The following is a 24,008-nucleotide window of genomic DNA, read 5'->3' as shown; positions in this document are numbered from 1 at the left end:
GTCTCTGTTACATATCGACGCCTGCCGCCGACGGGTTGCTCTACGCGCGTAGGAGTAGAGTGCCGGGATGACGAGCGAGACCACCGACAAGCCCACCCCGGACCAGATCCGCCGCTCCCCCAAGGTGCTGCTGCACGACCACCTCGACGGTGGCCTGCGCCCCGGCACCATCGTCGAGCTGGCGGCCGAGGTCGGCTACGACAAGCTGCCCGAGACCGACGCCGACAAGCTGGGCGTCTGGTTCCGCGACGCCGCCGACTCCGGCTCCCTCCCGCGCTACCTGGAGACGTTCGCGCACACCTGCGCCGTCATGCAGACCAAGGAGGCCCTCTTCCGGGTCGCCGCCGAGTGCGCCGAGGACCTGGCCGAGGACGGCGTCGTGTACGCCGAGATCCGCTACGCCCCCGAGCAGCACCTGGAGGCCGGCCTGACCCTCGAAGAGGTCGTCGAGGCGGTCAACGACGGCTTCCGCGAGGGCGAGCGCCGCGCCAGGGCCAACGGCCACCGCATCCGCGTCGGCGCCCTGCTGACCGCCATGCGCCACGCCGCCCGCGCGCTGGAGATCGCCGAACTGGCCAACCGCTACCGCGACAACGGCGTGGTCGGCTTCGACATCGCCGGCGCCGAGGCCGGGTTCCCCCCCACCCGCCACCTCGACGCCTTCGAGTACCTCAAGCGGGAGAACAACCACTTCACCATCCACGCCGGCGAGGCCTTCGGCCTGCCGTCGATCTGGCAGGCCCTCCAGTGGTGCGGCGCCGACCGCCTGGGCCACGGCGTGAAGATCATCGACGACATCGAGGTCGCCGCCGACGGCTCCGTGAAGCTCGGCCGCCTGGCCTCGTACGTCCGGGACAAGCGCATCCCCCTGGAGATGTGCCCGACCTCGAACCTGCAGACCGCCGCGGCCGCCTCGTACGCCGAGCACCCCATCGGCCTGCTGCGCAAGCTGCACTTCCGCCTGACGGTCAACACCGACAACCGGCTGATGAGCGGCACCAGCATGAGCCGCGAGTTCGAGCACCTGGTCGACGCCTTCGGCTACTCGCTCGACGACATGCAGTGGTTCACCGTCAATGCCATGAAGTCCGCGTTCATTCCTTTCGATGAACGACTGGCGATGATCAACGACGTGATCAAGCCGGGTTACGCGGAGCTGAAGTCCGAGTGGCTGTTCCGTCAGACCGCTTCGACCAGCGGATCTGTATCGGCCTAGGCCACGGCATAACAGAGGGAAAGCGTCCGGGGATCGTAAATCCCGGGCGCTTTCTCATATTTAAGGATGTTTGCGGGAGGGGGTTTGAAGTGGCTAGTTTGCGGAGCCGCTCGATTCCCCGTCGCAAGGACGATTTTTCATGAAGCAGTCTGCTGCCAAGTCCCTCGGTGTCGCTGTCATTGGTGCCGCCCTCGCCGCGGGTGCCGCGGGTACCGCCTCCGCCTCGGCGCTCCCGACCCCGAACCTGACGGACGCCCTCGGCACCGTCACCAGCGCCACCAGCTCCCTCACCAACCAGACGGACCAGGCTGCCCAGGAGGGCCAGGCCAGCGACCCCGCCGCCCCCATCACCCAGCTGCTCGGCGGAGTCCCCGCGCTCGGCGGCCTCGGCGGCTGATCCGGACCCCCGACCGCACGCCCGTTCGCGTGGCGCGCACCCCTTCGAGGTGGTGTGCGCCACGCGGCGCAGTGTGCCACGATCACCACCAACTGCCCGCCGACACACGGGGTCTGAGGTTCGGTCATGCGCATCACGGCACGTTTCAAGGCGCCCGCGACGGCGTTCGCGCTGCTCCCCGCCCTGCTCCTCGGGGCCGTCGGCTGCAGCAGCGGCACGGACGCACCCGCGGCCGGCAAGAGCCCGGACCCCAAGGGTTCCGCGGCCGGCGCGCCCTCCGGCGCCTCGGGCACCCCCGGCGCCCAGGCCGCCTCGCCCGCCCCCAAGGCCAAGGACGACCGGCTGAACCGCGCCGCCCTCGAACAGGGCGACCTCCCCGGCTACCAGGTCTCCGCGCAGGGCAAGAACCCGAACGCCCCCGACGGCCAGCCGCAGGCCGACAAGAAGGCCTGCCAGCCGCTCGCCGACATCATGGGCGACAAGCCCGACCCGGCCGCGCACGAGACCGTCAACCGCGGCATCGGCTCCCAGAAGCAGGTCGGCCTCGCCGTCTCCGCCTCCGTCAGCTCCTACGACGAGAGCGACGCCAAGCGGGTCGTCGCCCGGCTCCGCGAGGCCGTCGCGGCCTGTGGCTCCGGCTTCACCGCCACCGTTCAGAAGCAGAGCGGCACCTACCGGGACGTGAAGGCGGTCCCGTTCAAGACCGCCGGCGACGAGAGCGTCAGCTGGACCACGACCGCCGCTGCCGACGGCGTCTCGGCCCAGGTCCACCTGGTCGTCGTCCGTGAGGGCTCCACCGTCGTACGGCTGATGGCCCTCAACGTGGCGGCCGCCGGCCAGAAGGCGGCGGTTCCGCAGGAAGTCGCCGACAAGCAGCTGGAGAAGGTCGGGAAGGCCGGCTGATCCCCGCCGGAAAGCGGCTGGGCACCGGCCGGAATCACCAGGCCGTGCTCGGCGCCCCGACGCCGGACTTCTCGTTCGGGATCAGCAGCCACAGCGCCAGGTAGATCAGGAACTGCGGGCCGGGCAGCAGGCAGGACACGACGAAGATGAGCCGCATCGTGCGGGCCTTCATTCCGAACCGCTTCGCCAGTCCGGCGCAGACGCCGCCGATCAGCCGTCCGTCACGGGGGCGGGTCAGCGCGCTCATGGTGTTCTCCTTCGCATCGGGATTCGCGCGCTTTCCTTGATTGCCTGGCGCGATGAATCAATACTCGCGCGGTACCGCCGAAAGGACCTCGGTCCACGGGCCGAGACCGACCCTGGGAATTCTCGGGGTGCTCCCCTGAGAAGCGGCCTCCCGGGACATCAGGGGCCTGCGCAGCCTGGCCCGCAGCGCCGGTACGACCGCCACGTGCACGATCACCACCCCGGCGGTGTTCAGCAGCAGGGCGTCCACGTTCAGCACCCGCCCCGGGACCGCGGTCTGGAGCATCTCGATGCTCAGCGAGATCAGGACGGCCGCGGCCGCCGTCCGCACCAGCGAGGACCACGCCGCCAGCGGCCCCGCCACCAGCCGGCCGCCGGCCAGCGGCAGCAGCACCCCCAGCGGGGCCAGCAGCGCCAGCCCCTCCCCGATCCGCCGCGCGGCCTCCAGCGGCCCCATCGCCAGGTCCGCCCGGATCCCCTCCAGCGGGGTCAGGTTCGCGGCCGCCGCCCAGGGCACGTCCAGGGGGCGCAGGGTGAGCCATCCGACGAGCAGCAGATGCGCGGCCAGCAGGGCCCCGCTCAGAAGCCGGGGACGGACCGGGAGCTGTGTGGCGGTGGCGGCGCTGCCGCTGCCCTCATGACGGTGCACACCACCGAGGACGCCACCCCCGGCAGCAGCGGTTCCGGTCAGGAGTGAGCCGTCTCGGCCGGGGTTCCTACCCGACCGCCAGCAGCACGACCAGCGCGAGCGCGCCCAGCACCGCCGGCGCGATGATCTCGTACGCCCACTTCACGGTGACCGGCCCCCGCGCCCCCGGCCGGGCCGCCCCGCGCTCGGCGAGCTCGGTCAGCTCGTCGACGGCCTTGTCCGCGGAGGCCCGCGGAACCGCAGCCGCCCCGTCCGCAGCGCCGGCACCCTTGCCGGTGGCCGCCGCGCGGAGCCCGCCGCGGTTGGCCTTCTTGCGCTCGCGCAGCGACACCGGCACCGACCAGAGCTGGTACGTCGACCCCTCCGCCAGCACCTCCGCCGAGTACCCGGCCCGCACCGCGTCGACCGAGCCCCACGGCAGCACGATGGTCCGGAAGGGGTTGCGGACCCGCAGCCGGTCCTCGTTGGCGAAGACGGCGGGCCGGATCGTGTACGCCACGGTCAGCGGGACGAGGCACACGGCGGCGGCGAGCCCGATCCACCGGCCGTCGGCCGAGCCGCGCACGACGGCGTCCCCGCACAGCCACGCGATCATCGCGAGCAGCAGCACCCCGGTGACGACGGCCATGGGGGAGCGGTAGACGCGGTCGGCGTAGACCGGCTCATGGGGGGAGGGTGTGGTCATGCCGCCGATTCTGCCGTACGGCCGGGCGGAGGGCCCGGCCGCACCGATGGTGGACGTCACGCCCAGATGTGCACGTGGGGGGTGACAGGTCGCTACGCGCGTAGATATGCTCATCTGGTGACCATGCCCACCACCCTCACCGCATTCGCTGACGTGACGACGTCCGACAGCGCGCTGCGCCGCTTCCTGCACGGGCTGCCCGGCGTCGACGCAGTCGGACTGGAGGCCCGCGCGGCCGCCCTCGGCACCCGCTCGATCAAGACCACGGCGAAGGCGTACGCCATCGACCTGGCCATCTCGATGATCGACCTGACCACGCTCGAGGGTGCGGACACCCCGGGCAAGGTCCGGTCGCTCGCCGCCAAGGCCGTCCACCCCGACCCCCTCGACCGCACGACGCCCATGACCGCCGCGGTCTGCGTCTACCCCGACATGGTGGCCACCGCCAAGGCGGCCCTGAACGGCGCCGACGTCAAGGTCGCCTCCGTCGCCACCGCCTTCCCGGCGGGCCGGGCCGCCCTGCCGGTCAAGCTGGCCGACACCCGTGACGCCGTCGCCGCCGGCGCCGACGAGATCGACATGGTCATCGACCGTGGCGCCTTCCTCGCCGGCCGCTACCTGGAGACGTACGAGCTGATCAAGGCCGTCAAGGAGGCGTGCGTCCGCGAGGACGGCACCGCCGCCCGGCTGAAGGTCATCTTCGAGACCGGCGAGCTGTCGACGTACGACAACATCCGCCGCGCCTCGTGGATCGGCATGCTCGCGGGCGCCGACTTCATCAAGACCTCCACCGGCAAGGTCGGCGTCAACGCCACCCCCGCCAACACCCTGCTCATGCTCGAAGCCGTCCGCGACTTCAAGGCGCAGACTGGAATCCAGATCGGCGTGAAGCCGGCCGGCGGCATCCGCACCACCAAGGACGCCATCAAGTTCCTGGTCCTGGTCAACGAGACCGCGGGCGAGGACTGGCTGACCAACGAGTGGTTCCGCTTCGGCGCCTCCAGCCTGCTGAACGACCTGCTCATGCAGCGCCAGAAGCTGAGCACCGGGCGTTACTCCGGACCCGACTACGTGACGGTGGACTGATCACCATGGCATCCCTCTTCGAGTACGCACCGGCTCCCGAGTCCCGCTCGGTCGTCGACATCGCCCCCTCCTACGGGCTCTTCATCGACGGCGAGTTCACCGACGCCGCCGACGGCAAGGTCTTCAAGACCGTCAGCCCCTCCAGCGAGGAGGTCCTGTCGGAGGTCGCCCAGGCCGGCGCCGCCGATGTCGACCGCGCCGTCAAGGCCGCCCGCAAGGCCTTCGAGAAGTGGTCCGCGCTGCCCGGCTCCGAGCGCGCCAAGTACCTCTTCCGCATCGCCCGGATCATCCAGGAGCGCAGCCGCGAGCTGGCCGTCCTGGAGACCCTGGACAACGGCAAGCCGATCAAGGAGACCCGCGACGCGGACCTCCCGCTGGTCGCCGCGCACTTCTTCTACTACGCGGGCTGGGCCGACAAGCTCGACCACGCCGGCTACGGCGCGAACCCGCGCCCGCTCGGTGTGGCCGGCCAGGTCATCCCGTGGAACTTCCCGCTGCTGATGCTCGCGTGGAAGATCGCCCCGGCGCTGGCCACCGGCAACACCGTCGTCCTGAAGCCGGCGGAGACGACCCCCCTCTCGGCGCTGTTCTTCGCGGACATCTGCCGCCAGGCCGGCCTGCCCAAGGGCGTCGTCAACATCATCCCCGGCTACGGGGACGCGGGCGCCGAACTCGTCGCCCACCCGGACGTCAACAAGGTCGCCTTCACCGGCTCCACCGCGGTCGGCAAGGCCATCGCCCGCCAGATCGCCGGCACCGGCAAGAAGGTCACCCTGGAGCTGGGCGGCAAGGGCGCCAACATCGTCTTCGACGACGCCCCCATCGACCAGGCCGTCGAGGGCATCGTCAACGGCATCTTCTTCAACCAGGGCCAGGTCTGCTGCGCGGGCTCCCGCCTGCTGGTCCAGGAGTCGATCCACGACGAGCTGCTGGACTCCCTCAAGCGCCGCCTCTCCACGCTGCGCCTGGGCGACCCGCTCGACAAGAACACCGACATCGGTGCGATCAACTCCGCCGAGCAGCTCGCCCGGATCACGGCCCTCGCCGACACGGGCGAGGCCGAGGGCGCCGAGCGCTGGTCCCCGGCGTGCGAGCTGCCGTCCGCCGGCTACTGGTTCGCCCCGACGCTCTTCACGAACGTCACCCAGGCGCACACGGTCGCCCGCGACGAGATCTTCGGCCCGGTCCTGTCCGTGCTGACCTTCCGCACCCCGGACGAGGCCGTCGCCAAGGCCAACAACAGCCAGTACGGCCTGTCCGCCGGCATCTGGACGGAGAAGGGCTCCCGCATCCTCGCGGTCGCCAACAAGCTCCGCGCAGGTGTGGTGTGGGCCAACACGTTCAACAAGTTCGACCCGACCTCGCCCTTCGGCGGCTACAAGGAGTCGGGCTTCGGCCGCGAGGGCGGCCGCCACGGTCTGGAGGCCTACCTCGATGTCTGAGTCCTCTCTGCGTCTGAACGTCTTCAAGACCTACAAGCTGTACGTCGGGGGCAAGTTCCCCCGTTCCGAGAGCGGCCGGGTGTACGAGGTGAGCGACTCCAAGGGCAACTGGCTGGCGAACGCCCCGCTGTCCTCCCGCAAGGACGCCCGTGACGCGGTCGTCGCGGCCCGCAAGGCCTTCGGCGGCTGGGCCGGCGCCACCGCGTACAACCGCGGCCAGATCCTCTACCGCATCGCCGAGATGCTGGAGGGCCGCCGGGAGCAGTTCGTCCGCGAGGTCGGCGAGGCCGAGGGCCTGTCCAAGTCGAAGGCCGCCGCGGTCGTCGACGCGGCGATCGACCGCTGGGTCTGGTACGCGGGCTGGACCGACAAGATCAGCCAGGTCGTGGGCGGGGCCAACCCGGTCGCGGGCCCGTTCTTCAACCTCTCCACCCCGGAGCCGACCGGCGTCGTCACGGTCGTGGCCCCGCAGGACTCGTCCTTCCTGGGCCTGGTCTCGGTGATCGCCCCGGTGATCGCGACGGGCAACACCGCCGTCGTCATCGCCAGCGAGAAGGCCCCGCTCCCCGCCCTGTCCCTGGGCGAGGTGCTGGCCACCTCCGACCTGCCCGGCGGCGTGGTCAACATCCTCTCCGGCAAGGCCGCCGAGATGGGCCCGCACCTCGCGGCCCACCAGGACGTCAACGCGATCGACCTCGCGGGCGCCGACGCGGCCCTCGCCAAGGAGCTGGAGATCGCCGCGGCGGACAACCTCAAGCGCGTCCTGCGTCCACAGCCTGTGGACGACTGGACCGCCGACCCGGGCACGTCGCGCCTGACGGCGTTCCTGGAGACCAAGACGGTCTGGCACCCGACCGGATCGCTGGGCTCGGGCGGCTCTTCGTACTAGAGCCCCACACGAACCGGCCCCGGCAGCAACCCTCCCCCAGCTACCGCTGGGGGGGACCCCAGTGCTGCCGGGGCCTTCGCGTGCTCCGTCCTACGACTTCGGCAGGACCGGCCCCAGCAGCGAGGAGACCGCCGCCTGCGGAATCTCCTTCACCGACGGCCCCTGCGTCAGCACCCCCGTCACCATCGTGGTGCCCACGGCCGGGAAGTCGGCGACCTTCGTGCCCACCCCGTTGTCCAGCGGGTCCACCCCGGTGTGGGCGAGCGGGTTCACCTTCAGGTCGGAGATCGGGTCGACGACCCCGGCGACGGCCGCCGCCGGGTCCAGCTCGCCCGCCTGCGCCCCGCCGGCCGCCATGGCCAGGGCCGCCCCGGCCATCGAGAGGGTCAGTCCGGCCGAGCGGAGCCGGTGGGGAGAGGGGTCGGAGGCTGCGTGACGTGCCATTGGTTCCCGCCTGTGGTCGTAGTCGCGTGCGCACACAGCGTAGTCGCAGAGGCTTCCCGGATTCCAACCCGGCGTGTGAGACCGGTCGCAGGGGCTGTCGGCAGTGTGTTGATACGCCGGGTAATGCCTCACACTGGTCTCCCGTGAGCTGTTCATCTCCCCTTCCGACGCGCGTCGTGCTCCTGACCGGCCCCTCGGGTTCCGGCAAGTCCTCGCTGGCGGCCCGCTCGGGTCTGCCCGTACTGCGCCTGGACGACTTCTACAAGGAGGGGACGGACCCGACCCTCCCCCTGGTCGAGGGCAGCTCGGACATCGACTGGGACTCCCCGCGGTCCTGGGACGCGGACGTCGCCGTCGCCGCCGTCGCCGAACTCTGCCGCACCGGCCGCACCGAGGTCCCGGTCTACGACATCGCGACCAGCTCCCGCACCGGCACGGAGACCCTGGACATCTCCCGCACCCCGCTGTTCATCGCGGAGGGCATCTTCGCCGCCGACATCGCCGCCCGCTGCCAGGAGCTCGGCCTCCTCGCCGACGCGATCTGCCTGCGCGGCCGCCCCTCCACCACCTTCCGCCGCCGGCTGGCCCGCGACCTGCGCGAGGGCCGCAAGTCGCTGCCGTTCCTGGTCCGCCGGGGCCTGCGCCTGATGCGGGCCGAGCGCGGCATCGTCGCCCGGCACATCGCCCTCGGCGCCCACGCCTGCGGCCGCGACGAAGCCCTGGGCCGCCTCGCGGCAGCGGCGGCGGGCCGCCACCGCTCGGCGAGCGCCGCCGCGGCCTAGCCACAGGCGGTCGTCCAGAAGTGCCCGGGCATGGAAAGTGCCCGGGCACTTCCCGTACCCGGGCACAAAGAGAAGGCGGGACCAAACGGACCCCCGGCCGCCTGATCCCGCCTTCATCCCCCCCATGGCCTCCGCCCCACCCCCGTAGGACGGACCCCCTGGCCGGTGGTCTGTGGTGTGTGGCTTACGCGACGAGCTCCCCGAAGGACTCCGCCTCGTCACGCCCGAAGCTCAGCACCTCGTCCTCGCGCAGCCGGCGCAGCGAGCGCCAGATGCTCGACTTCACGGTGCCGACGCTGATGCCCAGGATCTCCGCGATCTCCGGGTCCGTGCGGCCCTCGTAGTAGCGCAGCACCAGCATCGTGCGCTGCGGCTCCGGGATGCGGGCCAGCGCCTGCCAGAGCACCGCGCGCAGCTCCGTGCCGCGCATCGCGTCCGTGTCGGAGGCCGTCTCCGGCAGCTCCTCCGTCGGGTACTCGTTCAGCTTGCGCCGACGCCACGCGCTGATGTGCAGGTTCGTCATCGTGCGGCGCAGGTAGCCGCCCACCGCCGCCTTGTCACTGATCCGGTCCCAGGCGCGGTACGTGGAGAACAGCGCGCTCTGCAGCAGGTCCTCGGCCTCGTGGCGGTCGCCGGTGAGGTGGAAGGCCGTCGCGTACAGGGCCGCGCGCCGCTCCTGGACGTACGCCGTGAACTCCGCCTCCGAGGAGGAAGGGGAGGACGGGGTCCGCTGGGCGGGAACCGCCTGGTACTGGTTCGCGTCAATGGCTACAACGTGAGCCTGCCGCCGGGAGCCCGGCACCGTACGGACACCCGCCCGGCGGTTCGCGTCGTGCAGCCGCGTGACAACCGCGCTGGTGGTGGTGCTGTGCAGCGTGTTCATCTCGCGCCCCCCGTCGTGGAGTCTGCTTCGGTCCGTGCTTCGATGACAAAAGACTGCCCGGCGGACTTAACCGGCGTGTCCGTCGACTGTCACAGCACTGTCACAGCCACCCCGGGCCGGATCCGTCGCGCGCGACGGTCGAAGTCCCGACGACCGATGGGACAGAATGAGCCCGTGCCTTTCCTGTTGCTGATCGAGGACGACGACGCCATCCGCACGGCCCTCGAACTCTCCCTGACACGCCAGGGCCACCGTGTGGCCACCGCGGCGACGGGTGAGGACGGCCTGAAACTGCTGCGCGAGCAGCGGCCGGACCTGATCGTGCTCGACGTCATGCTGCCCGGGATCGACGGCTTCGAGGTGTGCCGGAGGATCCGCCGCACCGACCAGCTGCCGATCATCCTGCTCACCGCGCGCAGCGACGACATCGATGTCGTCGTGGGCCTGGAGTCCGGGGCCGACGACTACGTCGTCAAGCCCGTCCAGGGCCGGGTGCTCGACGCGCGCATCCGCGCCGTGCTGCGCCGCGGCGAGCGCGAGGCCAGCGACTCCGCCGTGTTCGGGTCGCTCGTCATCGACCGGGCCGCCATGACCGTGACGAAGAACGGCGAGGACCTCCAGCTCACGCCCACCGAGCTGCGGCTGCTGCTGGAGCTCAGCCGCCGGCCCGGACAGGCGCTCTCCCGCCAGCAGCTGCTGCGGCTGGTGTGGGAGCACGACTACCTGGGCGACTCGCGGCTCGTCGACGCCTGTGTACAGCGGCTGCGCGCCAAGGTCGAGGAAGTGCCCTCGTCGCCCACCCTGATCCGTACCGTCCGGGGTGTCGGCTACCGGCTGGACTCCCCGCAGTGACCAAGGCCCTGTTCGCGGGCCGGCGCTGGACCAGCCTGCGGTTGCGGCTGCTCGTGGTGTTCGCCCTGGTCGCCCTCACGGCCGCGGTCTCCGCTTCCGGGATCGCGTACTGGCTCAACCGCGAGGCGGTGCTCACCCGCACCCAGGACGCGGCCCTCGGCGACTTCCGCCAGGAGATGCAGAACCGGGCCGCGGCCCTGCCCGCCGACCCCACCCCCGAGGAACTGCAGCGCACCGCCGAGCTGATGGCGGGCAGCAGCCCCGGGTACAGCGTGCTGCTCGTCCACGAACGCAAGGACCGGCGGCTGGTGTTCGGCACCGCCGGGGCCACCTCGTTCGGGCTCGACGACGTACCGAAGTCCCTCCAGCACGCCGTGAACGACCGGCAGAAGTCCACGACCGCCAACGACTCCGAGTACCACATGTACTGGCAGCGGACGAAGCCCGGCGGCAACCCGTACCTGGTCGGCGGCACGCGGATCGTGGGCGGCGGGCCCACCGGCTACATGTACAAGTCGCTGGCCACGGAGCGGGACGACCTCAACGCGCTCGGCTGGTCGCTGACCATCGCGACGGGGCTGGCACTGCTCGGGTCGGCGCTGCTCGCGCAGGCGGCGGCACGGACCGTGCTGAAGCCCGTACAGCGGCTCGGCGAGGCGGCACGGCGGCTGGGGGAGGGCGAGCTCGACCACCGGCTCGACGTGTCCGGGACCGACGAACTGGCCGATCTGTCACGGACCTTCAACCGGACGGCGGAAGCCCTGGAGAAGAAGGTCGCCGACATGAGCGCCCGCGAGGAGGCGAGCCGGCGGTTCGTGGCCGACATGAGCCACGAACTGCGCACGCCGCTCACGGCGTTGACCGCGGTCGCTGAGGTGCTGGAGGAGGAGGTCGACGACCTCGACCCGATGATCGCGCCGGCCGTGGGTCTCGTGGTCAGCGAGACCCGACGGCTCAACGACCTGGTGGAGAACCTGATGGAGGTCACCCGCTTCGACGCGGGGACCGCGCGGCTGGTCCTCGACGACGTGAACGTCGCCGACCAGGTCACGGCGTGCATCGACGCGCGGGCCTGGCTGGACGCCGTCGAGGTGGACGCCGGACGCGGGATCGTGGCGCGCCTCGACCCGCGGCGGCTCGACGTCATCCTGGCCAACCTGATCGGCAACGCGCTCAAGCACGGCGGCTCGCCGGTGCGGGTGTCGGTACGGGTCGAGGGCGAGTGGCTGGTCGTCGCGGTCAAGGACAACGGGCCGGGCATCCCGGAGGAGGTGCTGCCGCACGTCTTCGACCGCTTCTACAAGGCGAGCGCCTCCCGGCCGAAGTCGGACGGCAGCGGGCTGGGCCTGTCGATCGCGATGGAGAACGCCCACATTCACGGCGGCGACATCACGGCCGCGAACGGCCCGGAGGGCGGGGCCGTGTTCACGCTGCGGCTTCCGGTGGACGTGGGGAAGGTGATCGCCGGTGGCTCCGGTACGGACGCGTAGGGGGCTGGCAGGGGTCGGGGTGCTCGCCGTCGGCGTTCTGCTGTCGGGGTGCGGGATCCGGGCCACGACGGTTCCGGTCGATGTGGGGCCGGCCCCGTCGCGGGTGTCCTGCGACACCCCGGACCTGCCGTCGGGGCAGAGCGGGGTGCAGGGCTTCCGCGCCAAGGTGGAGCTGGTCTGCGGATCGCAGCTGGTGGCCGTGGAGCGGGTCGTCCCGGTGCCGGAGAAGCGGACCGGGCGCGAGCCCGTCACGCTGGTCGCGCAGGCGCTGCTGGAGGAGCTGGAGCGCGTCCCGTCCGAGCAGGAACGGGAGGGCGGCTTCACGACCGGCGTACCGGAGGGGCTCACGGCCGCCCCGGCGCGCGCGGGCGACCCGGCGGGGACGGTCCGGCTGAGCCGCAAGCCCGAGGACCTGCCGCCGGTGGCCCTGGCCCAGATCGTGTGCACCCTCTCCGCGAGCGACGCCGTCTCGGCGGGCCCGGGCCCGGTCGTCCTGGGCGGCCCGGACGCGGACCCGCCCCGCGCATGGGAGTGCACGGATGCGGTCCGCTCCCGCCCGGAGTCGGCCCCCACCCTGGGCGAACTGGTCCGGCCGAGCGGCTCGCCGACGCCGACGGCGACCTGAGGGGGGCGCGTCTCGGCGGGGGCCGGCCATCGCCCCCTCGACGGGTGGAGGCTGGGCGGTGGCTGCCCACCCGCCGCCCGGCGGCACCTGCCCGGCCCGGAACCGGCCAGCGCACCGGTACCTGGGAGGTCGGGACCCCACTCAGCGGTCTCAGAGAGGGCTCGGGGGGTTCCCGCCAGTCTCATCGTCCTTCCGCGTCGGGCCGCCCTGTCAAGGGCGCTCCCTTCGGTCGCGTCGCTACGCGATCGCCTGCGGCGACCCTTGACAGGCCGACCCGCCACGAAATGCCGAAGACTGCCGGGAACCCCCCAAAGGAACGGGACGGATGTCCGTCGGGCATGCGGCCGTGTCAGGGATCAGTCGGGGAGGCCGGGGGCCGGCAGACCGGGCATCCGGCCCCCCATCAGCAGTAATCGGGACCGCCGTCCGCGTCAGATCGCTACGCGCTTCTCTCGTCTCAGCGTCCGACGGCCGTCCGTGGCTGATATCCGCACCAAATGCCAACCAGGCCGGTATCCGGGGCCGATGGGCGCGTCAGATCGCTACGCGCTCCTGTCGTCTCGGCGGCCGCAGGCCGTCCGGGGCCGCTACCCGCGTCACACCCACGCTGGTGCCGCATGCTCGAAACCGTGCGGATGTGGCGCGGGTGTTGGGAGTTGAGGAGTGCATGATCTGGCCCGAAGCAGTGAGCAGCCGTGTGAAGACCGGGCAGGACAGGGAGCTTGTCCACTCGTACCCGTACCGCTCCGCGTGCCCTTCCACGGTGTGGGCCAGGCTGGTCGCCGACACGACTTCCGACATGCTGCTGGCCGGGTACACGAACTACTTCTTCTGGACCATGATCCTGGCCTCGCCGGGATCATCCGCAAGAAGGTCCAGAGCGGCTGCCGGATCCGCTTTCTCCTCGGCGACCCGAACGGGGAGAAACCACGTCGGCCTGAGCGTCTTCCTCTTCGACTCCGACGCTCTCGTCACCCCTCACCTCGCGCGCGTGATCGGTCACGACTCGCCCATGTTCCACCTCCGCCGACACGGCGAAGACGGCATGTACGACCGCTTCGCGGGCCATGCCGAAGAACTGTGGGAGCGCGGCATCCCGTACGCGTTCGATCAGCCCCGCACAACCGCCGGAAGCCGGTGAGGCGAATGGGGACTCAACGCACGCTCCACGCACTGATCATGGCGAGTGGGACCCGGAAAGACTCGCCCAGTGCGGCGGGAAGGCTGCTGGCGCCGGAGATCAGGTGGCAGCCCTGGAGATGGAGGAAGGCTGGGGGATACTCAGGGGTCTCCCCGGCCTCGCGGCTGAAGTCCTCGGCGAACCGCTCATCGGGCAAACCCGTCTCACTGAGCTGCACCGCAAGATGCGTTGCCCAGTGCCGATGGGCCGCGATCCGGCCCGTTATCACCACGCCCTGCGCGACGACGGTGATGCGCGGGCCCTCGCCCTCCATCTCCGTCCGATTGATCAGATCGATGAGCAAGTCGTCTCGTGCGGTCATGCCCCCACTGTAATGATCATGAAGGTGCCCGCCATCTCGGGCGGGGATCGACCCCAGACGGCCGCCGGACGCTGAGAAATGAGGAGCGCGTAGCGATCTGGGGCGTACGAGGGTCCCGATGGGCATGCTGAGGGGGTCGGATGCCCGGTCTGCCGGACCCGGCCCGCCCGGCTGTCCCCCCCCGAACGCCCCCGGCCCCCGCAGCCGGGGCTGCGGGGGCCGGGGGTGTGGCAGGGGTGGGGGCTACAGGCCCATTGCCGCCGCGAGGTCCTTCTTCAGCGTGTCCAGGATTTCCTGGCCCCGGGTGCGGGCCTGGGTGAGGTCCGAGGCTTCGGCCACCGGGACGACGACCTCCAGGTAGCACTTGAGCTTCGGCTCCGTGCCGGACGGGCGGCAGATCACCCGGGCCTTGTAGTCGCCCTCCAGGTAGTAGCGCAGGCCGTCCGTCGGCGGGAGCTTCTCCGTGCCCTGGGACAGGTCCTCCGCCGAGGCCACCCGCAGGCCCGCCAGGGCCGTCGGGGGCTCCGCGCGCAGCTGCGCCATCGCGTTCGCGATGACCGACAGGTCCGAGACGCGGACCGAGAGCTGGTCGGTGTGGTGCAGGCCGTGGGCCATCGCCAGGTCGTCCAGCAGGTCGGTCAGGGTGCGGCCCTGCTCCTTGAGCACCGAGGCCAGTTCGGCGACGAGGAGGGCGGCCGTGATGCCGTCCTTGTCGCGGACGCCCTCGGGGTCCACGCAGTAGCCGAGGGCCTCCTCGTAGCCGTAGCGCAGGCCCTCGACGCGGGAGATCCACTTGAAGCCCGTGAGGGTCTCCTCGTAGCCGAGGCCCGCCGCCTCCGCGATGCGTCCCAGGAGGGACGAGGAGACGATCGACTCGGCGAAGACGCCCTGGGCGCCCTTGTGTACCAGGTGGGCCGCCAGCAGGGCGCCGACCTCGTCGCCGCGCAGCATGCGCCAGCCGCCGTTGTCGGGCACGGCCACCGCGCAGCGGTCCGCGTCCGGGTCGTTCGCGATCACGATGTCCGGCTGGACCTCGGCGGCCTTCGCGAAGGACAGGTCCATCGCGCCCGGCTCCTCCGGGTTCGGGAAGGCGACCGTCGGGAAGGCCGGGTCCGGCTCCGCCTGGGCCTCCACGAGCACCGGCGCCGGGAAGCCGTGGCGGGCGAAGGCCGCCATGACGACGTCCTTGCCGACGCCGTGCATGGCCGTGTAGACGGTCCGCACGCCCCGGGGGGAGCCGGGGGTCAGGACGGAGTCCGTGCGCGCCAGGTAGGCCTCCAGGACCTCCTCGTCGAGCTGGAGCCAGCCGTCCGAGGGGCGGGGGACCGCGTCGAGCGAGGGGATCGCGTCGATCTCCGCCGCGATCTGCGCGTCCGCCGGGGAGACGATCTGCGAGCCGTCGCCGAGGTAGACCTTGTAGCCGTTGTCCCGCGGAGGGTTGTGGCTCGCGGTCACCTCGACGCCGGCGACGGCGCCCAGGTGCCTTATGGCGTACGCGAGGACGGGCGTCGGCAGCGGGCGGGGCAGGACGGCCGCGCGCAGACCGGCGCCGGTCATCACGGCCGCCGTGTCGCGGGCGAAGTCCGCGGACTTGTAGCGGGCGTCGTAACCGATGACCACCAGGCCGCCCTCGTGGCCCTGGGCCTTGAGGTAGGCCGCCAGGCCCGCCGCGGCGCGGATGACCACGGAGCGGTTCATCCGCATCGGGCCGGCGCCGATCTCACCGCGCAGTCCGGCGGTGCCGAACTGGAGCGTGCCGGAGAACCGGCCGGCGAGCTCGGCGGTGTCGCCCGCCTCGATGAGCGCCGTGAGTTCCGCCGCGGTCTCCGGATCCGGGTCCTCGGCGAGCCAGGCACGGGCCCGGATGAGGAGGTCGTCCTTTTCCTGCACTGCTTCCGCCTTGCCTCTCGTACGTCGTCGGTCGTCGGTCAGATGCGGGCGAGGACCTGCGTCAGCAGGGTGCCCATGCGGGCGGCGGAGTCGCGGCCGGCCTGGAGGACCTCTTCGTGGTTCAGCGGCTCGCCGGACAGGCCCGCGGCCAGGTTGGTGACCAGGGAGATGCCGAGCACCTCGGCGCCGGCCTCACGGGCGGCGATGGCCTCCAGCACGGTGGACATGCCGACGAGGTCGGCGCCCATGACGCGGATCATGTTGATCTCGGCCGGGGTCTCGTAGTGCGGGCCGGGGAACTGGACGTAGACGCCCTCTTCGAGGGTCTCGTCGATCTCCTTGCACATCGCGCGCAGGCGCGGCGAGTACAGGTCGGTGAGGTCCACGAAGTTCGCGCCGACGATCGGCGAGGTCGCGGTGAGGTTGAGGTGGTCGCTGATCAGGACGGGCTGGCCGGGCTTCATGCCCTCGCGCAGGCCGCCGCAGCCGTTGGTGAGGACGACGGTCTTGCAGCCGGCGGCGACGGCGGTACGGACGCCGTGCGCGACGGCGGCGACGCCGCGGCCCTCGTAGAAGTGGGTCCGGCCGAGGAAGACCAGGGCGTGCTTGTCGCCGATCTTGTACGAGCGGATCTTGCCGCCGTGGCCCTGGACGGCGGCGGGCGGGAAGCCGGGCAGCTCGGTGACCGGGAACTCGGCCTCGGGCGCACCGAGCGCCTCTGCGGCGGGGGCCCAGCCGGAGCCCATGACGAGGGCGACATCGTGGGATTCGACGCCGGTGAGCTCGCGGAGGCGGGCGGCGGCGGCGTCGGCGGCGGCGAAGGGGTCGGTAACAGATGCGTTCACGCAGACGAGCGTAGCCGCTTATCGCCTACGCGCGTAGATGGCGCAGCTCACGGTGTTCGGATCGTTGCCTTGTCGTTTCCGCCGAATCGTCCCCCGGCGGGGCTGGAAGGAGGCTGGGGCTCCGCCCCGGGCTCAGCAGGGGCGCTTGCGGAGTTCCATCACGTAGTCGTGCGGGGCGCCCGCCGATTCCGCCGCGTCGGCGATCTCGCCCAGGTAGCGGGCCGAGGGCAGGCCGCCCTCGTAGCCGTTCAGGACGTAGCACCAGGCCGGCTCCTCGCCGTCCAGCGTGTGCACCCGGATCCGCATGCGGCGGTAGATGTCGAGGCCGACGCCCTCCCAGCGGTCCATGGAGTCCTCGTCCAGCGGCGCGATGTCGTACAGCGCGACGAAGACCTGCTGGCGGGGGGCTTCCACGATGGTGGCGAGGGCGCCTTCCCAGCCCATCTGCTCGCCGCCGAAGGTCAGCCGCCAGTCGTTGATCCAGCCCGTGCCGCGCAGCGGCGAATGCGGAGCGCGGCGCGTCATCAGCCGCGGGTCGAGGTTGCCGGCGTACGCGGCGTAGAGCGACATGAGGTCGAGGGTACGGGAGGGGCGCCCCGGCACGCGTGCCCGGATGGCGCACGGATGAAGGACCGGGAGTGGAGCACCTTGAAGCGTGCGGGACAATAGGCGTGGAATGCATCCCCCGGGGAGACCCCCCGGATCGCCGGCCGGGGCGGCAGCCGGCCGGGCAGACGTGAGGCGGAGTTTTCGTGACCCGGATCGTGATCATCGGCGGCGGACCCGGCGGGTATGAGGCGGCCCTGGTGGGGGCCCAGCTCGGCGCGGAGGTGACCGTCGTCGACTGCGACGGTCTGGGCGGGGCGTCGGTGCTGACCGACTGCGTGCCCTCCAAGACCCTCATCGCGACCGCCGAGGTCATGACCACCTTCGACTCCTCGTACGAGGAGCTGGGCATCGTCGTCGCCGACGACACCCCGCCCATCGAGCAGGCCGCCCGCGTGGTCGGCGTGGACCTCGGCAAGGTGAACCGGCGCGTGAAGCGCCTCGCGCTCGCCCAGTCGCACGACATCACCGCCTCCGTGACCCGCGCCGGCGCCCGCGTGATGCGCGGCCGCGGCAAGCTCGGCGGGCCGCAGGGCATCGACGGCACCCGGGACGTCATCGTCACCGCGGCCGACGGCACGGAGACGATCCTCACCGCCGACGCCGTGCTGATCGCCACCGGCGGTACCCCGCGCGAGATCCCGGACGCGATGCCCGACGGGGAGCGCATCCTCAACTGGACCCAGGTCTACGACCTGGAGGAGCTCCCCGAGGAGCTCATCGTGGTCGGCTCCGGTGTGACCGGCGCCGAGTTCGCCGGCGCGTACCAGGCGCTCGGCTCCCGCGTGACCCTGGTGTCCTCCCGCGACCGCGTGCTGCCGGGTGAGGACCCGGACGCGGCCGCCGTCCTGGAGGACGTCTTCCGCCGCCGCGGCATGAACGTCATCGGCCGCTCGCGCGCCGAGTCCGCCAAGCGGGTCGGCGACCGGGTCGAGGTGACCCTCTCCGACGGCCGGGTCATCAGCGGCACCCACTGCCTGATGGCGGTCGGCGCGATCCCGAACACCAAGGACATGAACCTGGAGGAGTCCGGGGTCCGGCTGAAGGAGTCCGGGCACATCTGGACCGACAAGGTGTCGCGGACGTCCTCGCCGGGCGTCTACGCCGCCGGTGACGTCACCGGGGTGTTCGCCCTGGCCTCCGTCGCCGCCATGCAGGGGCGCATCGCGATGTACCACTTCCTCGGCGACGCGGTGGCCCCGCTGAACCTGAAGACGGTCTCCTCGAACGTCTTCACCGACCCCGAGATCGCCACTGTCGGTTACACCCAGGCCGACGTGGACGCCGGGAAGATCGACGCCCGTGTCGTGAAGCTGCCCCTGCTGCGCAACCCGCGCGCCAAGATGCAGGGCATCCGGGACGGTTTCGTGAAGCTGTTCTGCCGACCGGGCACCGGCATCGTGGTCGGCGGCGTGGTCGTCTCGCCGCGTGCGAGCGAGCTGATCCACCCCATCTCGATCGCCGTCGACAACAACCTGACGGTCGAGCAGATCGCAAACGCGTTCACCGTGTACCCCTCGCTGTCCGGTTCGATCGCCGAGGTCGCCCGCCAGCTGCACACGCGCAAGGCCGCCGGAGAGGCGTAGCGTTCGGCACGGTCCGGCCCAACCGCCGCTCTTGGCAGGGCGGTTGGGGCGGGCGCCCGGCCGCCCGGTGACGTCCGGGTGGACGTGCGGTGTCGGTTCGGACGCGTATACCACTTGTCGCCCCACCGTATGGACAACTTCGGTATTCCGGCGCAAGGAGCTGAAACCAGACGGTCGTTGGGGTTACTGTCAGTTTCGTGTTCGCTGCTGAACGTCGTCAATTGATCCTCGAAATGGTGCGGGCCAACGGTGCGGTATCGCTCCGTGAGCTCGCCCGCGTCGTCCAGACCTCCGAAGTGACCGTACGGCGGGACGTGCGGGCACTGGAGGCCGAAGGACTCCTCGACCGCCGGCACGGCGGTGCGGTCTTGCCGGGCGGTTTCACGCGGGAGTCCGGCTTTCCGCAAAAGTCCCATCTCGCGACGGCGGAGAAGACCGCCATCGCCGATGTCGCGGCCGGCCTCGTCGAAGAAGGCGAGGCCGTCGTCGTCGGCGCGGGCACCACGACCCAGGAGCTGGCCCGACGGCTCGCCCGGGTGCCCGGGCTCACCGTCGTCACCAACTCGCTGCTCGTCGCCCAGGCGCTCGCGCACGCCAACCGGGTGGAGGTGGTGATGACCGGCGGCACCCTGCGCGGGTCGAACTACGCCCTCGTCGGCAGCGGTGCCGAACAGTCCCTCCAGGGGCTGCGGGTCTCGCGGGCCTTCCTGTCCGGCAGCGGGCTGACCGCCGAGCGCGGGCTGTCCACGTCCAACATGCTCTCCGCGAGCGTGGACCGGGCGCTGGTGCAGGCGGCTGCGGAGGTCGTGGTCCTCGCCGACCACACGAAGCTGGGCACCGACACCATGTTCCAGACGGTGCCGACGGACGTGATGACCCGGCTCGTGACGGACGAGCCCCCGGCGCACGACGACCGGGCCGCCACCGAGCTCCAGGCGCTGGCCGACCAGGGCGTGCAGATCACCGTGGCCGGCTCCGCGCCGGCCTCCGGCGGGCACGGCGGGGCCGGGGACGGCATGCAGGGGCGCAGGCCGCGCCGGGACGCCCCGCTGCCGGTGCAGCGGCGCGGGGGGCCGACCGCGCAGCTGCGGAGCGCTTCCGCCGCGATGCTGGAGCAGCAGGCGGCGGGGGAGAGGGCGCGGGTCGCGGACATGAGGCGGCGCTAGCCGCGCGTTACCCAGAGCGTCCGGCCGGTGTCCGCCGGGCCGTCCCCGCCAGGGCGGCCCGTCGGACACCGGCCGGCGGTGTTGTGGGGCCCTGCGGGGGCTGTGCCCAGCACCGCCAGGCGGGAAGTGCGAAGGCCCCCGGCCCGGGGAGCCGGGCGGGGGCCTTCGCGGGGGTGCGGGGGCGTCAGTCCTTGATCTCGCAGATCGTGGCGCCCGAGGTGAGGGAGGCGCCGACCTCGGCCGTCAGGCCGACGATGGTGCCGGAGCGGTGCGCGTTCAGCGGCTGCTCCATCTTCATCGCCTCCAGGACGACGATCAGGTCGCCCTCGTTGACCTGCTGGCCTTCTTCGACCGCGACCTTGACGATCGTGCCCTGCATCGGGGACGCGAGGGTGTCGCCGGAAGCGGCCGGGCCGGACTTCTTGGCGGCGCGGCGCTTCGGCTTGGCGCCGCCGGCCGCGGCCGTGCGGGCCAGGGTCATGCCCAGCGAGGACGGGAGGGAGACCTCCAGGCGCTTGCCGCCGACCTCGACGACGACCGTCTCGCGGCCGGGCTCGTCCTCGGTGTCCTCGGCGGCCGGGGCCGTGAACGCCGGGATCTCGTTGACGAACTCGGTCTCGATCCAGCGGGTGTGGACCGTGAACGGGTTGCCGTCGGCCGGGGCGAAGGCCGGGTCGGCGACGACCGCGCGGTGGAACGGGATGGCGGTGGCCATGCCCTCCACGTTGAACTCCGCCAGGGCGCGGGCGGCGCGCTGGAGGGCCTGCTCGCGGGTGGCGCCCGTGACGATGAGCTTGGCGAGCAGCGAGTCCCAGGCGGGGCCGATGACCGAGCCGGACTCCACGCCGGCGTCCAGGCGGACACCCGGGCCCGACGGCGCGTCGAACCGGGTGACGGTGCCGGGGGCGGGCAGGAAGTTGCGGCCCGGGTCCTCGCCGTTGATGCGGAACTCGATGGAGTGGCCGCGCAGGACCGGGTCCCCGTAGCCGAGCTCCTCGCCGTCGGCGATGCGGAACATCTCGCGGACCAGGTCGATGCCGGCGACCTCCTCGGTCACCGGGTGCTCGACCTGGAGGCGGGTGTTGACCTCCAGGAAGGAGATGGTGCCGTCGGTGCCGACCAGGAACTCGACGGTGCCCGCGCCGACGTAGCCGGCCTCCTTGAGGATGGCCTTGGACGCGGCGTACAGCTCGGCGTTCTGGGCCTCGGACAGGAAGGGGGCCGGGGCCTCCTCGACGAGCTTCTGGTGGCGGCGCTGGAGCGAGCAGTCGCGGGTGGAGACGACGACCACGTTGCCGTGGGAGTCGGCCAGGCACTGCGTCTCGACGTGGCGCGGCTTGTCGAGGTAGCGCTCGACGAAGCACTCGCCGCGGCCGAAGGCGGCCACGGCCTCGCGCACGGCGGACTCGTACAGCTCGGGGACCTCCTCCAGCGTGCGGGCGACCTTCAGGCCGCGGCCGCCGCCGCCGAAGGCGGCCTTGATGGCGATGGGCAGCCCGTGCTGCTCGGCGAAGGCGACGACCTCGTCCGCCCCGGAGACCGGGTCGGGGGTGCCGGCGACGAGGGGGGCCCCGGCGCGCTGCGCGATGTGACGGGCGGCCACCTTGTCGCCGAGGTCGCGGATGGCCTGCGGCGGCGGGCCGATCCAGGTCAGGCCCGCGTCGAGGACGGCCTGGGCGAACTCGGCGTTCTCGGACAGGAAGCCGTATCCGGGGTGGATGGCGTCCGCACCCGAGTCGGCGGCGGCCTGCAGGACCTTGCCGATGTCGAGGTAGCTGGCCGCCGGGGTGTCACCGCCCAACGCGAAAGCTTCGTCTGCCGCGCGGACGTGCAGAGCGTCCCGGTCCGGATCGGCGTAGACGGCTACGCTCGCGATCCCGGCGTCCCGGCAGGCCCGAGCAACGCGGACAGCGATTTCGCCACGGTTGGCGATGAGCACCTTGCGCACGATGGCTCCCTCCTTGAAACAAGCTGAGTTTAGGGACTGCCGACACGGCCTTACGACCCTTCCCCGGTGGTGAGCTTGCCCACACAGAGCGTGATGCGAGTGCCCTTCGAGTGCGAAAACCCTTGTGTAGCCCCAGGTCAGGGACATCCCCGACTGCACAGTAACCCCGTACCGCGGGGAAGGTCTCTGTTCGGCGGGTCAGCCGCCCCTGCTGATTCTTTGTGGAGTCCCTACGAACGGCCTATGCATTCTTTGAGTGAGAGCCGTCACGGACCCCCTCCCGTAACGAAGCGGCCCCGACCCCTTGTCCACAGGTTTACTCGTTAGTAGCCTCCGTGGCGTCGAACACGCTTGTGGCGTGGGAGGGATGGGGGCGTCGTGCTGCGCAGACTCGTGGCGGGGCTGGGCGCGCTCGCGCTCGTTGCGGAGGCGGCGGTGCTCGTGCTCGTCCACGTGGTGCTCGGCCGGGCGACCGCCAGTCAGTCGATGTCGGTCGCGGGCAGCGATCCGAATGTCATGTCCAAGGCAACGTATGGCCTGGGCGTGGCGATGGGGGCCTTCCTGCTGCTCAACGCCGTGCTCCTCGCCGTCACCGCCCTGCGCGACCGCCCGCCCGGCCGCGCCGCCCGGGTCGTCCTCGTCGCCGCCGCCGTCACCCACGGGGTGCTCGGCGCCCTCGCCGTCGGACTCGTCGGCTGGGGCGCCTTCGCGGCGACGACGGCCCTCTTCTGCCTGATCGTGCTGACGCTGACCCTCTACGCGGAGCACGACCTGACGGCCCCCTCCGCGCCGCAGGAGGGACTCAGGCCCACAAATCCGTGATGGAGACGCCCAGTTCCCCCAACAGGGAGCGCAGCAGCGGCATCGACAGGCCGATGACGTTGCCGGGGTCCCCGTCGATGCCGTCGATGAACGCCGAGGACAGCCCGTCCAGGGTGAACGCCCCGGCCACGTGCAGCGGCTCGCCGCTCTCCACGTACGCCGCCACCTCCGCGTCCGTCGGCTCGCCGAAGCGGACCGTCGTCGAGGCCGTCGCCGAGACCTGACGCCCCGTCGCCGTGTCGATCACGCAGTGCCCCGTGCGCAGCACGCCGGCCCGTCCGCGCATCGACTTCCAGCGGGCCGTGGCCTCCGCCGCGTCGGCCGGCTTGCCGAGCGCCTCGCCGTCCAGCTCCAGCACCGAGTCGCAGCCGATCACCAGCGCGCCCGCGGCCTCCGCCAGCTCCGCCACCACGCCCGCCTTGGCCTCGGCCAGGGCCAGCGCCAGGGCGGCCGGGTCGTCGTGGTCCAGCGTGTCCTCGTCGAAGCCGCTGACGATCACGTGCGGGGCCAGCCCGGCCTGCCGCAGCAGGTTCAGCCGGGCGGGGGAGGCGGAGGCGAGGACGAGCGTGCGTACGGTCATGGGGGCCATCGTAGGCGGGCCTAGAACGGGGCCACGCCGAGGACGTACACGCCGACCAGCGTCGCCAGCAGGAGCACCACCAGCATCCGCCGCAGCATCGCCTGGGCGTCGCGCATGTCCTTCGGCGGCTCGTCCTTCGGGTCTGACCAGAGCATGCTCCGATCCTTGCCCCGGCACGCCGGTGGCGCCTGAGTACGGGTACTCAGGCGCCACCGTCCGTTCGCGCCATATTCCGCGGGCCGTGCGGCCCGTACGGGTTCAGCCCTGGCCCGGCCAGTACGTACGGCCCCACGCGCGCGGCCCCGGCCGCAGCGCGTGCCGACGGGCCACCCGGCCCGGCGCCGCCCACTCGTCCGGGACCCGGGGCGCGCCCGACGGGGCCGAGGCCAGCGCCGCCGCGCGCGCTTGGACCACCGCCAGTGCGGCGGCCAGCTCCTCGGGGGTCGGGTTGCCCTTGACGACCTTGATCATCAC

Annotated in this window: 27 protein-coding genes; 14 read left to right on the top strand and 13 right to left on the bottom strand. The window is 71.9% G+C overall.

Annotated features, from left to right (window positions below):
• Nucleotides 1-67 precede the first annotated feature (67 nt).
• The 3 genes from AB0F18_RS12780 (at nt 68) to AB0F18_RS12770 (ending at nt 2,516) form a co-directional block, all read left to right on the top strand.
• Nucleotides 68-1,216 carry an adenosine deaminase gene (locus AB0F18_RS12780; protein WP_362058488.1) on the top strand — a complete coding sequence of 383 codons (1,149 nt, stop codon included), beginning with the start codon at nt 68-70 and terminating at the stop codon, nt 1,214-1,216.
• A 139-nt stretch (nt 1,217-1,355) separates the two neighbouring features.
• Nucleotides 1,356-1,613 carry a hypothetical protein gene (locus tag AB0F18_RS12775; protein WP_362058485.1) on the top strand — a complete coding sequence of 86 codons (258 nt, stop codon included), beginning with the start codon at nt 1,356-1,358 and terminating at the stop codon, nt 1,611-1,613.
• A gap of 126 nt (nt 1,614-1,739) precedes the next feature.
• The gene (locus AB0F18_RS12770; protein ID WP_362058483.1) at nt 1,740-2,516 is read left to right on the top strand and encodes a hypothetical protein; all 777 of its coding nucleotides are present in this window, start codon (nt 1,740-1,742) and stop codon (nt 2,514-2,516) included.
• Between the two features lie 34 nt (nt 2,517-2,550).
• On the opposite strand, the gene AB0F18_RS12765 is transcribed toward AB0F18_RS12770, so the two are convergent.
• The 3 genes from AB0F18_RS12765 to AB0F18_RS12755 all read right to left on the bottom strand — a co-directional run bounded on the left by AB0F18_RS12765 (nt 2,551) and on the right by AB0F18_RS12755 (nt 4,096).
• On the bottom strand, nt 2,551-2,763 hold the full coding sequence (locus AB0F18_RS12765; RefSeq protein WP_362058480.1) for a PspC domain-containing protein: 213 nt from the start codon (nt 2,761-2,763) through the stop codon (nt 2,551-2,553).
• A gap of 57 nt (nt 2,764-2,820) precedes the next feature.
• A complete protein-coding gene (locus AB0F18_RS12760; protein WP_362058553.1) occupies nt 2,821-3,345 on the bottom strand; it encodes a VanZ family protein in 525 nt (174 codons plus the stop codon).
• Between the two features lie 133 nt (nt 3,346-3,478).
• On the bottom strand, nt 3,479-4,096 hold the full coding sequence (locus AB0F18_RS12755; protein WP_362058477.1) for a PH domain-containing protein: 618 nt from the start codon (nt 4,094-4,096) through the stop codon (nt 3,479-3,481).
• Nucleotides 4,097-4,219: 123 nt separating this feature from the next.
• Between AB0F18_RS12755 and deoC the strand changes: the two genes are divergently transcribed.
• The 3 genes from deoC to AB0F18_RS12740 are packed head-to-tail and all read left to right on the top strand — an operon-like array spanning nt 4,220 to nt 7,513.
• Nucleotides 4,220-5,182 carry a deoxyribose-phosphate aldolase gene (gene deoC / locus AB0F18_RS12750; RefSeq protein WP_362058550.1) on the top strand — a complete coding sequence of 321 codons (963 nt, stop codon included), beginning with the start codon at nt 4,220-4,222 and terminating at the stop codon, nt 5,180-5,182.
• 5 nt (nt 5,183-5,187) lie between these two features.
• Nucleotides 5,188-6,624 carry an aldehyde dehydrogenase family protein gene (locus tag AB0F18_RS12745; protein WP_362058474.1) on the top strand — a complete coding sequence of 479 codons (1,437 nt, stop codon included), beginning with the start codon at nt 5,188-5,190 and terminating at the stop codon, nt 6,622-6,624.
• A complete protein-coding gene (locus AB0F18_RS12740; protein ID WP_362058471.1) occupies nt 6,617-7,513 on the top strand; it encodes an aldehyde dehydrogenase family protein in 897 nt (298 codons plus the stop codon). Before AB0F18_RS12745 ends, AB0F18_RS12740 begins: the two co-directional genes overlap by 8 nt.
• 90 nt (nt 7,514-7,603) lie before the next feature.
• Here the strand turns inward: AB0F18_RS12740 and AB0F18_RS12735 are convergent, their stop codons facing one another.
• Nucleotides 7,604-7,957 (bottom strand): hypothetical protein, encoded by a 354-nt coding sequence (locus tag AB0F18_RS12735; RefSeq protein WP_362058468.1) that lies wholly within the window; start codon nt 7,955-7,957, stop codon nt 7,604-7,606.
• A gap of 143 nt (nt 7,958-8,100) precedes the next feature.
• Here AB0F18_RS12735 and AB0F18_RS12730 point away from each other — a divergent pair, with 143 nt between their 5' ends.
• Complete coding sequence (locus tag AB0F18_RS12730) at nt 8,101-8,739, top strand: ATP-binding protein (protein WP_362058465.1); 639 nt, start codon at nt 8,101-8,103, stop codon at nt 8,737-8,739.
• Nucleotides 8,740-8,923: 184 nt separating this feature from the next.
• Here the strand turns inward: AB0F18_RS12730 and AB0F18_RS12725 are convergent, their stop codons facing one another.
• Nucleotides 8,924-9,622, bottom strand: a complete 699-nt coding sequence (locus AB0F18_RS12725) for a SigE family RNA polymerase sigma factor (RefSeq protein ID WP_362058462.1) — start codon at nt 9,620-9,622, stop codon at nt 8,924-8,926.
• Between the two features lie 174 nt (nt 9,623-9,796).
• Here AB0F18_RS12725 and afsQ1 point away from each other — a divergent pair, with 174 nt between their 5' ends.
• The 4 genes from afsQ1 to AB0F18_RS12705 all read left to right on the top strand — a co-directional run bounded on the left by afsQ1 (nt 9,797) and on the right by AB0F18_RS12705 (nt 13,730).
• On the top strand, nt 9,797-10,474 hold the full coding sequence (afsQ1, locus tag AB0F18_RS12720; RefSeq protein WP_185117195.1) for a two-component system response regulator AfsQ1: 678 nt from the start codon (nt 9,797-9,799) through the stop codon (nt 10,472-10,474).
• A complete protein-coding gene (locus AB0F18_RS12715) occupies nt 10,471-11,964 on the top strand; it encodes a HAMP domain-containing sensor histidine kinase (protein ID WP_362058458.1) in 1,494 nt (497 codons plus the stop codon). The genes afsQ1 and AB0F18_RS12715 overlap by 4 nt, the downstream gene beginning before the upstream one ends.
• Entirely contained in the window at nt 11,942-12,589 is a 648-nt protein-coding gene (locus tag AB0F18_RS12710; protein WP_362058455.1) for a hypothetical protein, read from the top strand. The genes AB0F18_RS12715 and AB0F18_RS12710 overlap by 23 nt, the downstream gene beginning before the upstream one ends.
• Before the next feature lie 799 nt (nt 12,590-13,388).
• Entirely contained in the window at nt 13,389-13,730 is a 342-nt protein-coding gene (locus AB0F18_RS12705; RefSeq protein WP_362058453.1) for a hypothetical protein, read from the top strand.
• A 13-nt stretch (nt 13,731-13,743) separates the two neighbouring features.
• Here the strand turns inward: AB0F18_RS12705 and AB0F18_RS12700 are convergent, their stop codons facing one another.
• From AB0F18_RS12700 to AB0F18_RS12685, 4 genes are all read right to left on the bottom strand, one after another.
• On the bottom strand, nt 13,744-14,091 hold the full coding sequence (locus AB0F18_RS12700) for a hypothetical protein (protein ID WP_362058450.1): 348 nt from the start codon (nt 14,089-14,091) through the stop codon (nt 13,744-13,746).
• Nucleotides 14,092-14,334: 243 nt separating this feature from the next.
• Nucleotides 14,335-15,981 carry a phospho-sugar mutase gene (locus AB0F18_RS12695; protein WP_362058447.1) on the bottom strand — a complete coding sequence of 549 codons (1,647 nt, stop codon included), beginning with the start codon at nt 15,979-15,981 and terminating at the stop codon, nt 14,335-14,337.
• Between the two features lie 38 nt (nt 15,982-16,019).
• Nucleotides 16,020-16,826, bottom strand: coding sequence for a purine-nucleoside phosphorylase (locus AB0F18_RS12690; protein WP_362058444.1), 807 nt, complete (start codon nt 16,824-16,826; stop codon nt 16,020-16,022).
• Between the two features lie 132 nt (nt 16,827-16,958).
• Complete coding sequence (locus AB0F18_RS12685; protein WP_079429452.1) at nt 16,959-17,396, bottom strand: gamma-glutamylcyclotransferase; 438 nt, start codon at nt 17,394-17,396, stop codon at nt 16,959-16,961.
• 182 nt (nt 17,397-17,578) lie between these two features.
• On the opposite strand from AB0F18_RS12685, the gene AB0F18_RS12680 reads away from it, so the two are divergent.
• Together AB0F18_RS12680 and AB0F18_RS12675 are read left to right on the top strand one after the other, a co-directional pair.
• A complete protein-coding gene (locus tag AB0F18_RS12680; RefSeq protein WP_362058441.1) occupies nt 17,579-19,018 on the top strand; it encodes an NAD(P)H-quinone dehydrogenase in 1,440 nt (479 codons plus the stop codon).
• Between the two features lie 197 nt (nt 19,019-19,215).
• Nucleotides 19,216-20,184, top strand: coding sequence for a DeoR/GlpR family DNA-binding transcription regulator (locus AB0F18_RS12675; protein ID WP_362058439.1), 969 nt, complete (start codon nt 19,216-19,218; stop codon nt 20,182-20,184).
• Nucleotides 20,185-20,368: 184 nt separating this feature from the next.
• On the opposite strand, the gene AB0F18_RS12670 is transcribed toward AB0F18_RS12675, so the two are convergent.
• Complete coding sequence (locus AB0F18_RS12670; protein ID WP_362058436.1) at nt 20,369-22,132, bottom strand: biotin carboxylase N-terminal domain-containing protein; 1,764 nt, start codon at nt 22,130-22,132, stop codon at nt 20,369-20,371.
• Between the two features lie 378 nt (nt 22,133-22,510).
• Here AB0F18_RS12670 and AB0F18_RS12665 point away from each other — a divergent pair, with 378 nt between their 5' ends.
• The gene (locus tag AB0F18_RS12665; protein ID WP_362058433.1) at nt 22,511-22,954 is read left to right on the top strand and encodes a hypothetical protein; all 444 of its coding nucleotides are present in this window, start codon (nt 22,511-22,513) and stop codon (nt 22,952-22,954) included.
• Here the strand turns inward: AB0F18_RS12665 and AB0F18_RS12660 are convergent.
• The 3 genes from AB0F18_RS12660 to AB0F18_RS12650 all read right to left on the bottom strand — a co-directional run bounded on the left by AB0F18_RS12660 (nt 22,935) and on the right by AB0F18_RS12650 (nt 24,005).
• Nucleotides 22,935-23,543 (bottom strand): nucleoside triphosphate pyrophosphatase, encoded by a 609-nt coding sequence (locus AB0F18_RS12660; protein WP_362058430.1) that lies wholly within the window; start codon nt 23,541-23,543, stop codon nt 22,935-22,937. The genes AB0F18_RS12665 and AB0F18_RS12660 overlap by 20 nt on opposite strands.
• An 11-nt stretch (nt 23,544-23,554) precedes the next feature.
• A complete protein-coding gene (locus AB0F18_RS12655) occupies nt 23,555-23,689 on the bottom strand; it encodes a hypothetical protein (protein ID WP_344163986.1) in 135 nt (44 codons plus the stop codon).
• A gap of 103 nt (nt 23,690-23,792) precedes the next feature.
• A complete protein-coding gene (locus AB0F18_RS12650; protein ID WP_362058427.1) occupies nt 23,793-24,005 on the bottom strand; it encodes an acyl-CoA carboxylase epsilon subunit in 213 nt (70 codons plus the stop codon).
• Nucleotides 24,006-24,008: the final 3 nt, after the last annotated feature.

Origin of the sequence: Streptomyces sp. NPDC029216 (genome assembly GCF_040648015.1) — a bacterium.
Taxonomy (GTDB): Bacteria; Actinomycetota; Actinomycetes; order Streptomycetales; family Streptomycetaceae; genus Streptomyces.
The sequence above is the reverse complement of the archived record's forward strand: the minus strand, read 5'-3'. Positions and strand labels throughout refer to the sequence as shown.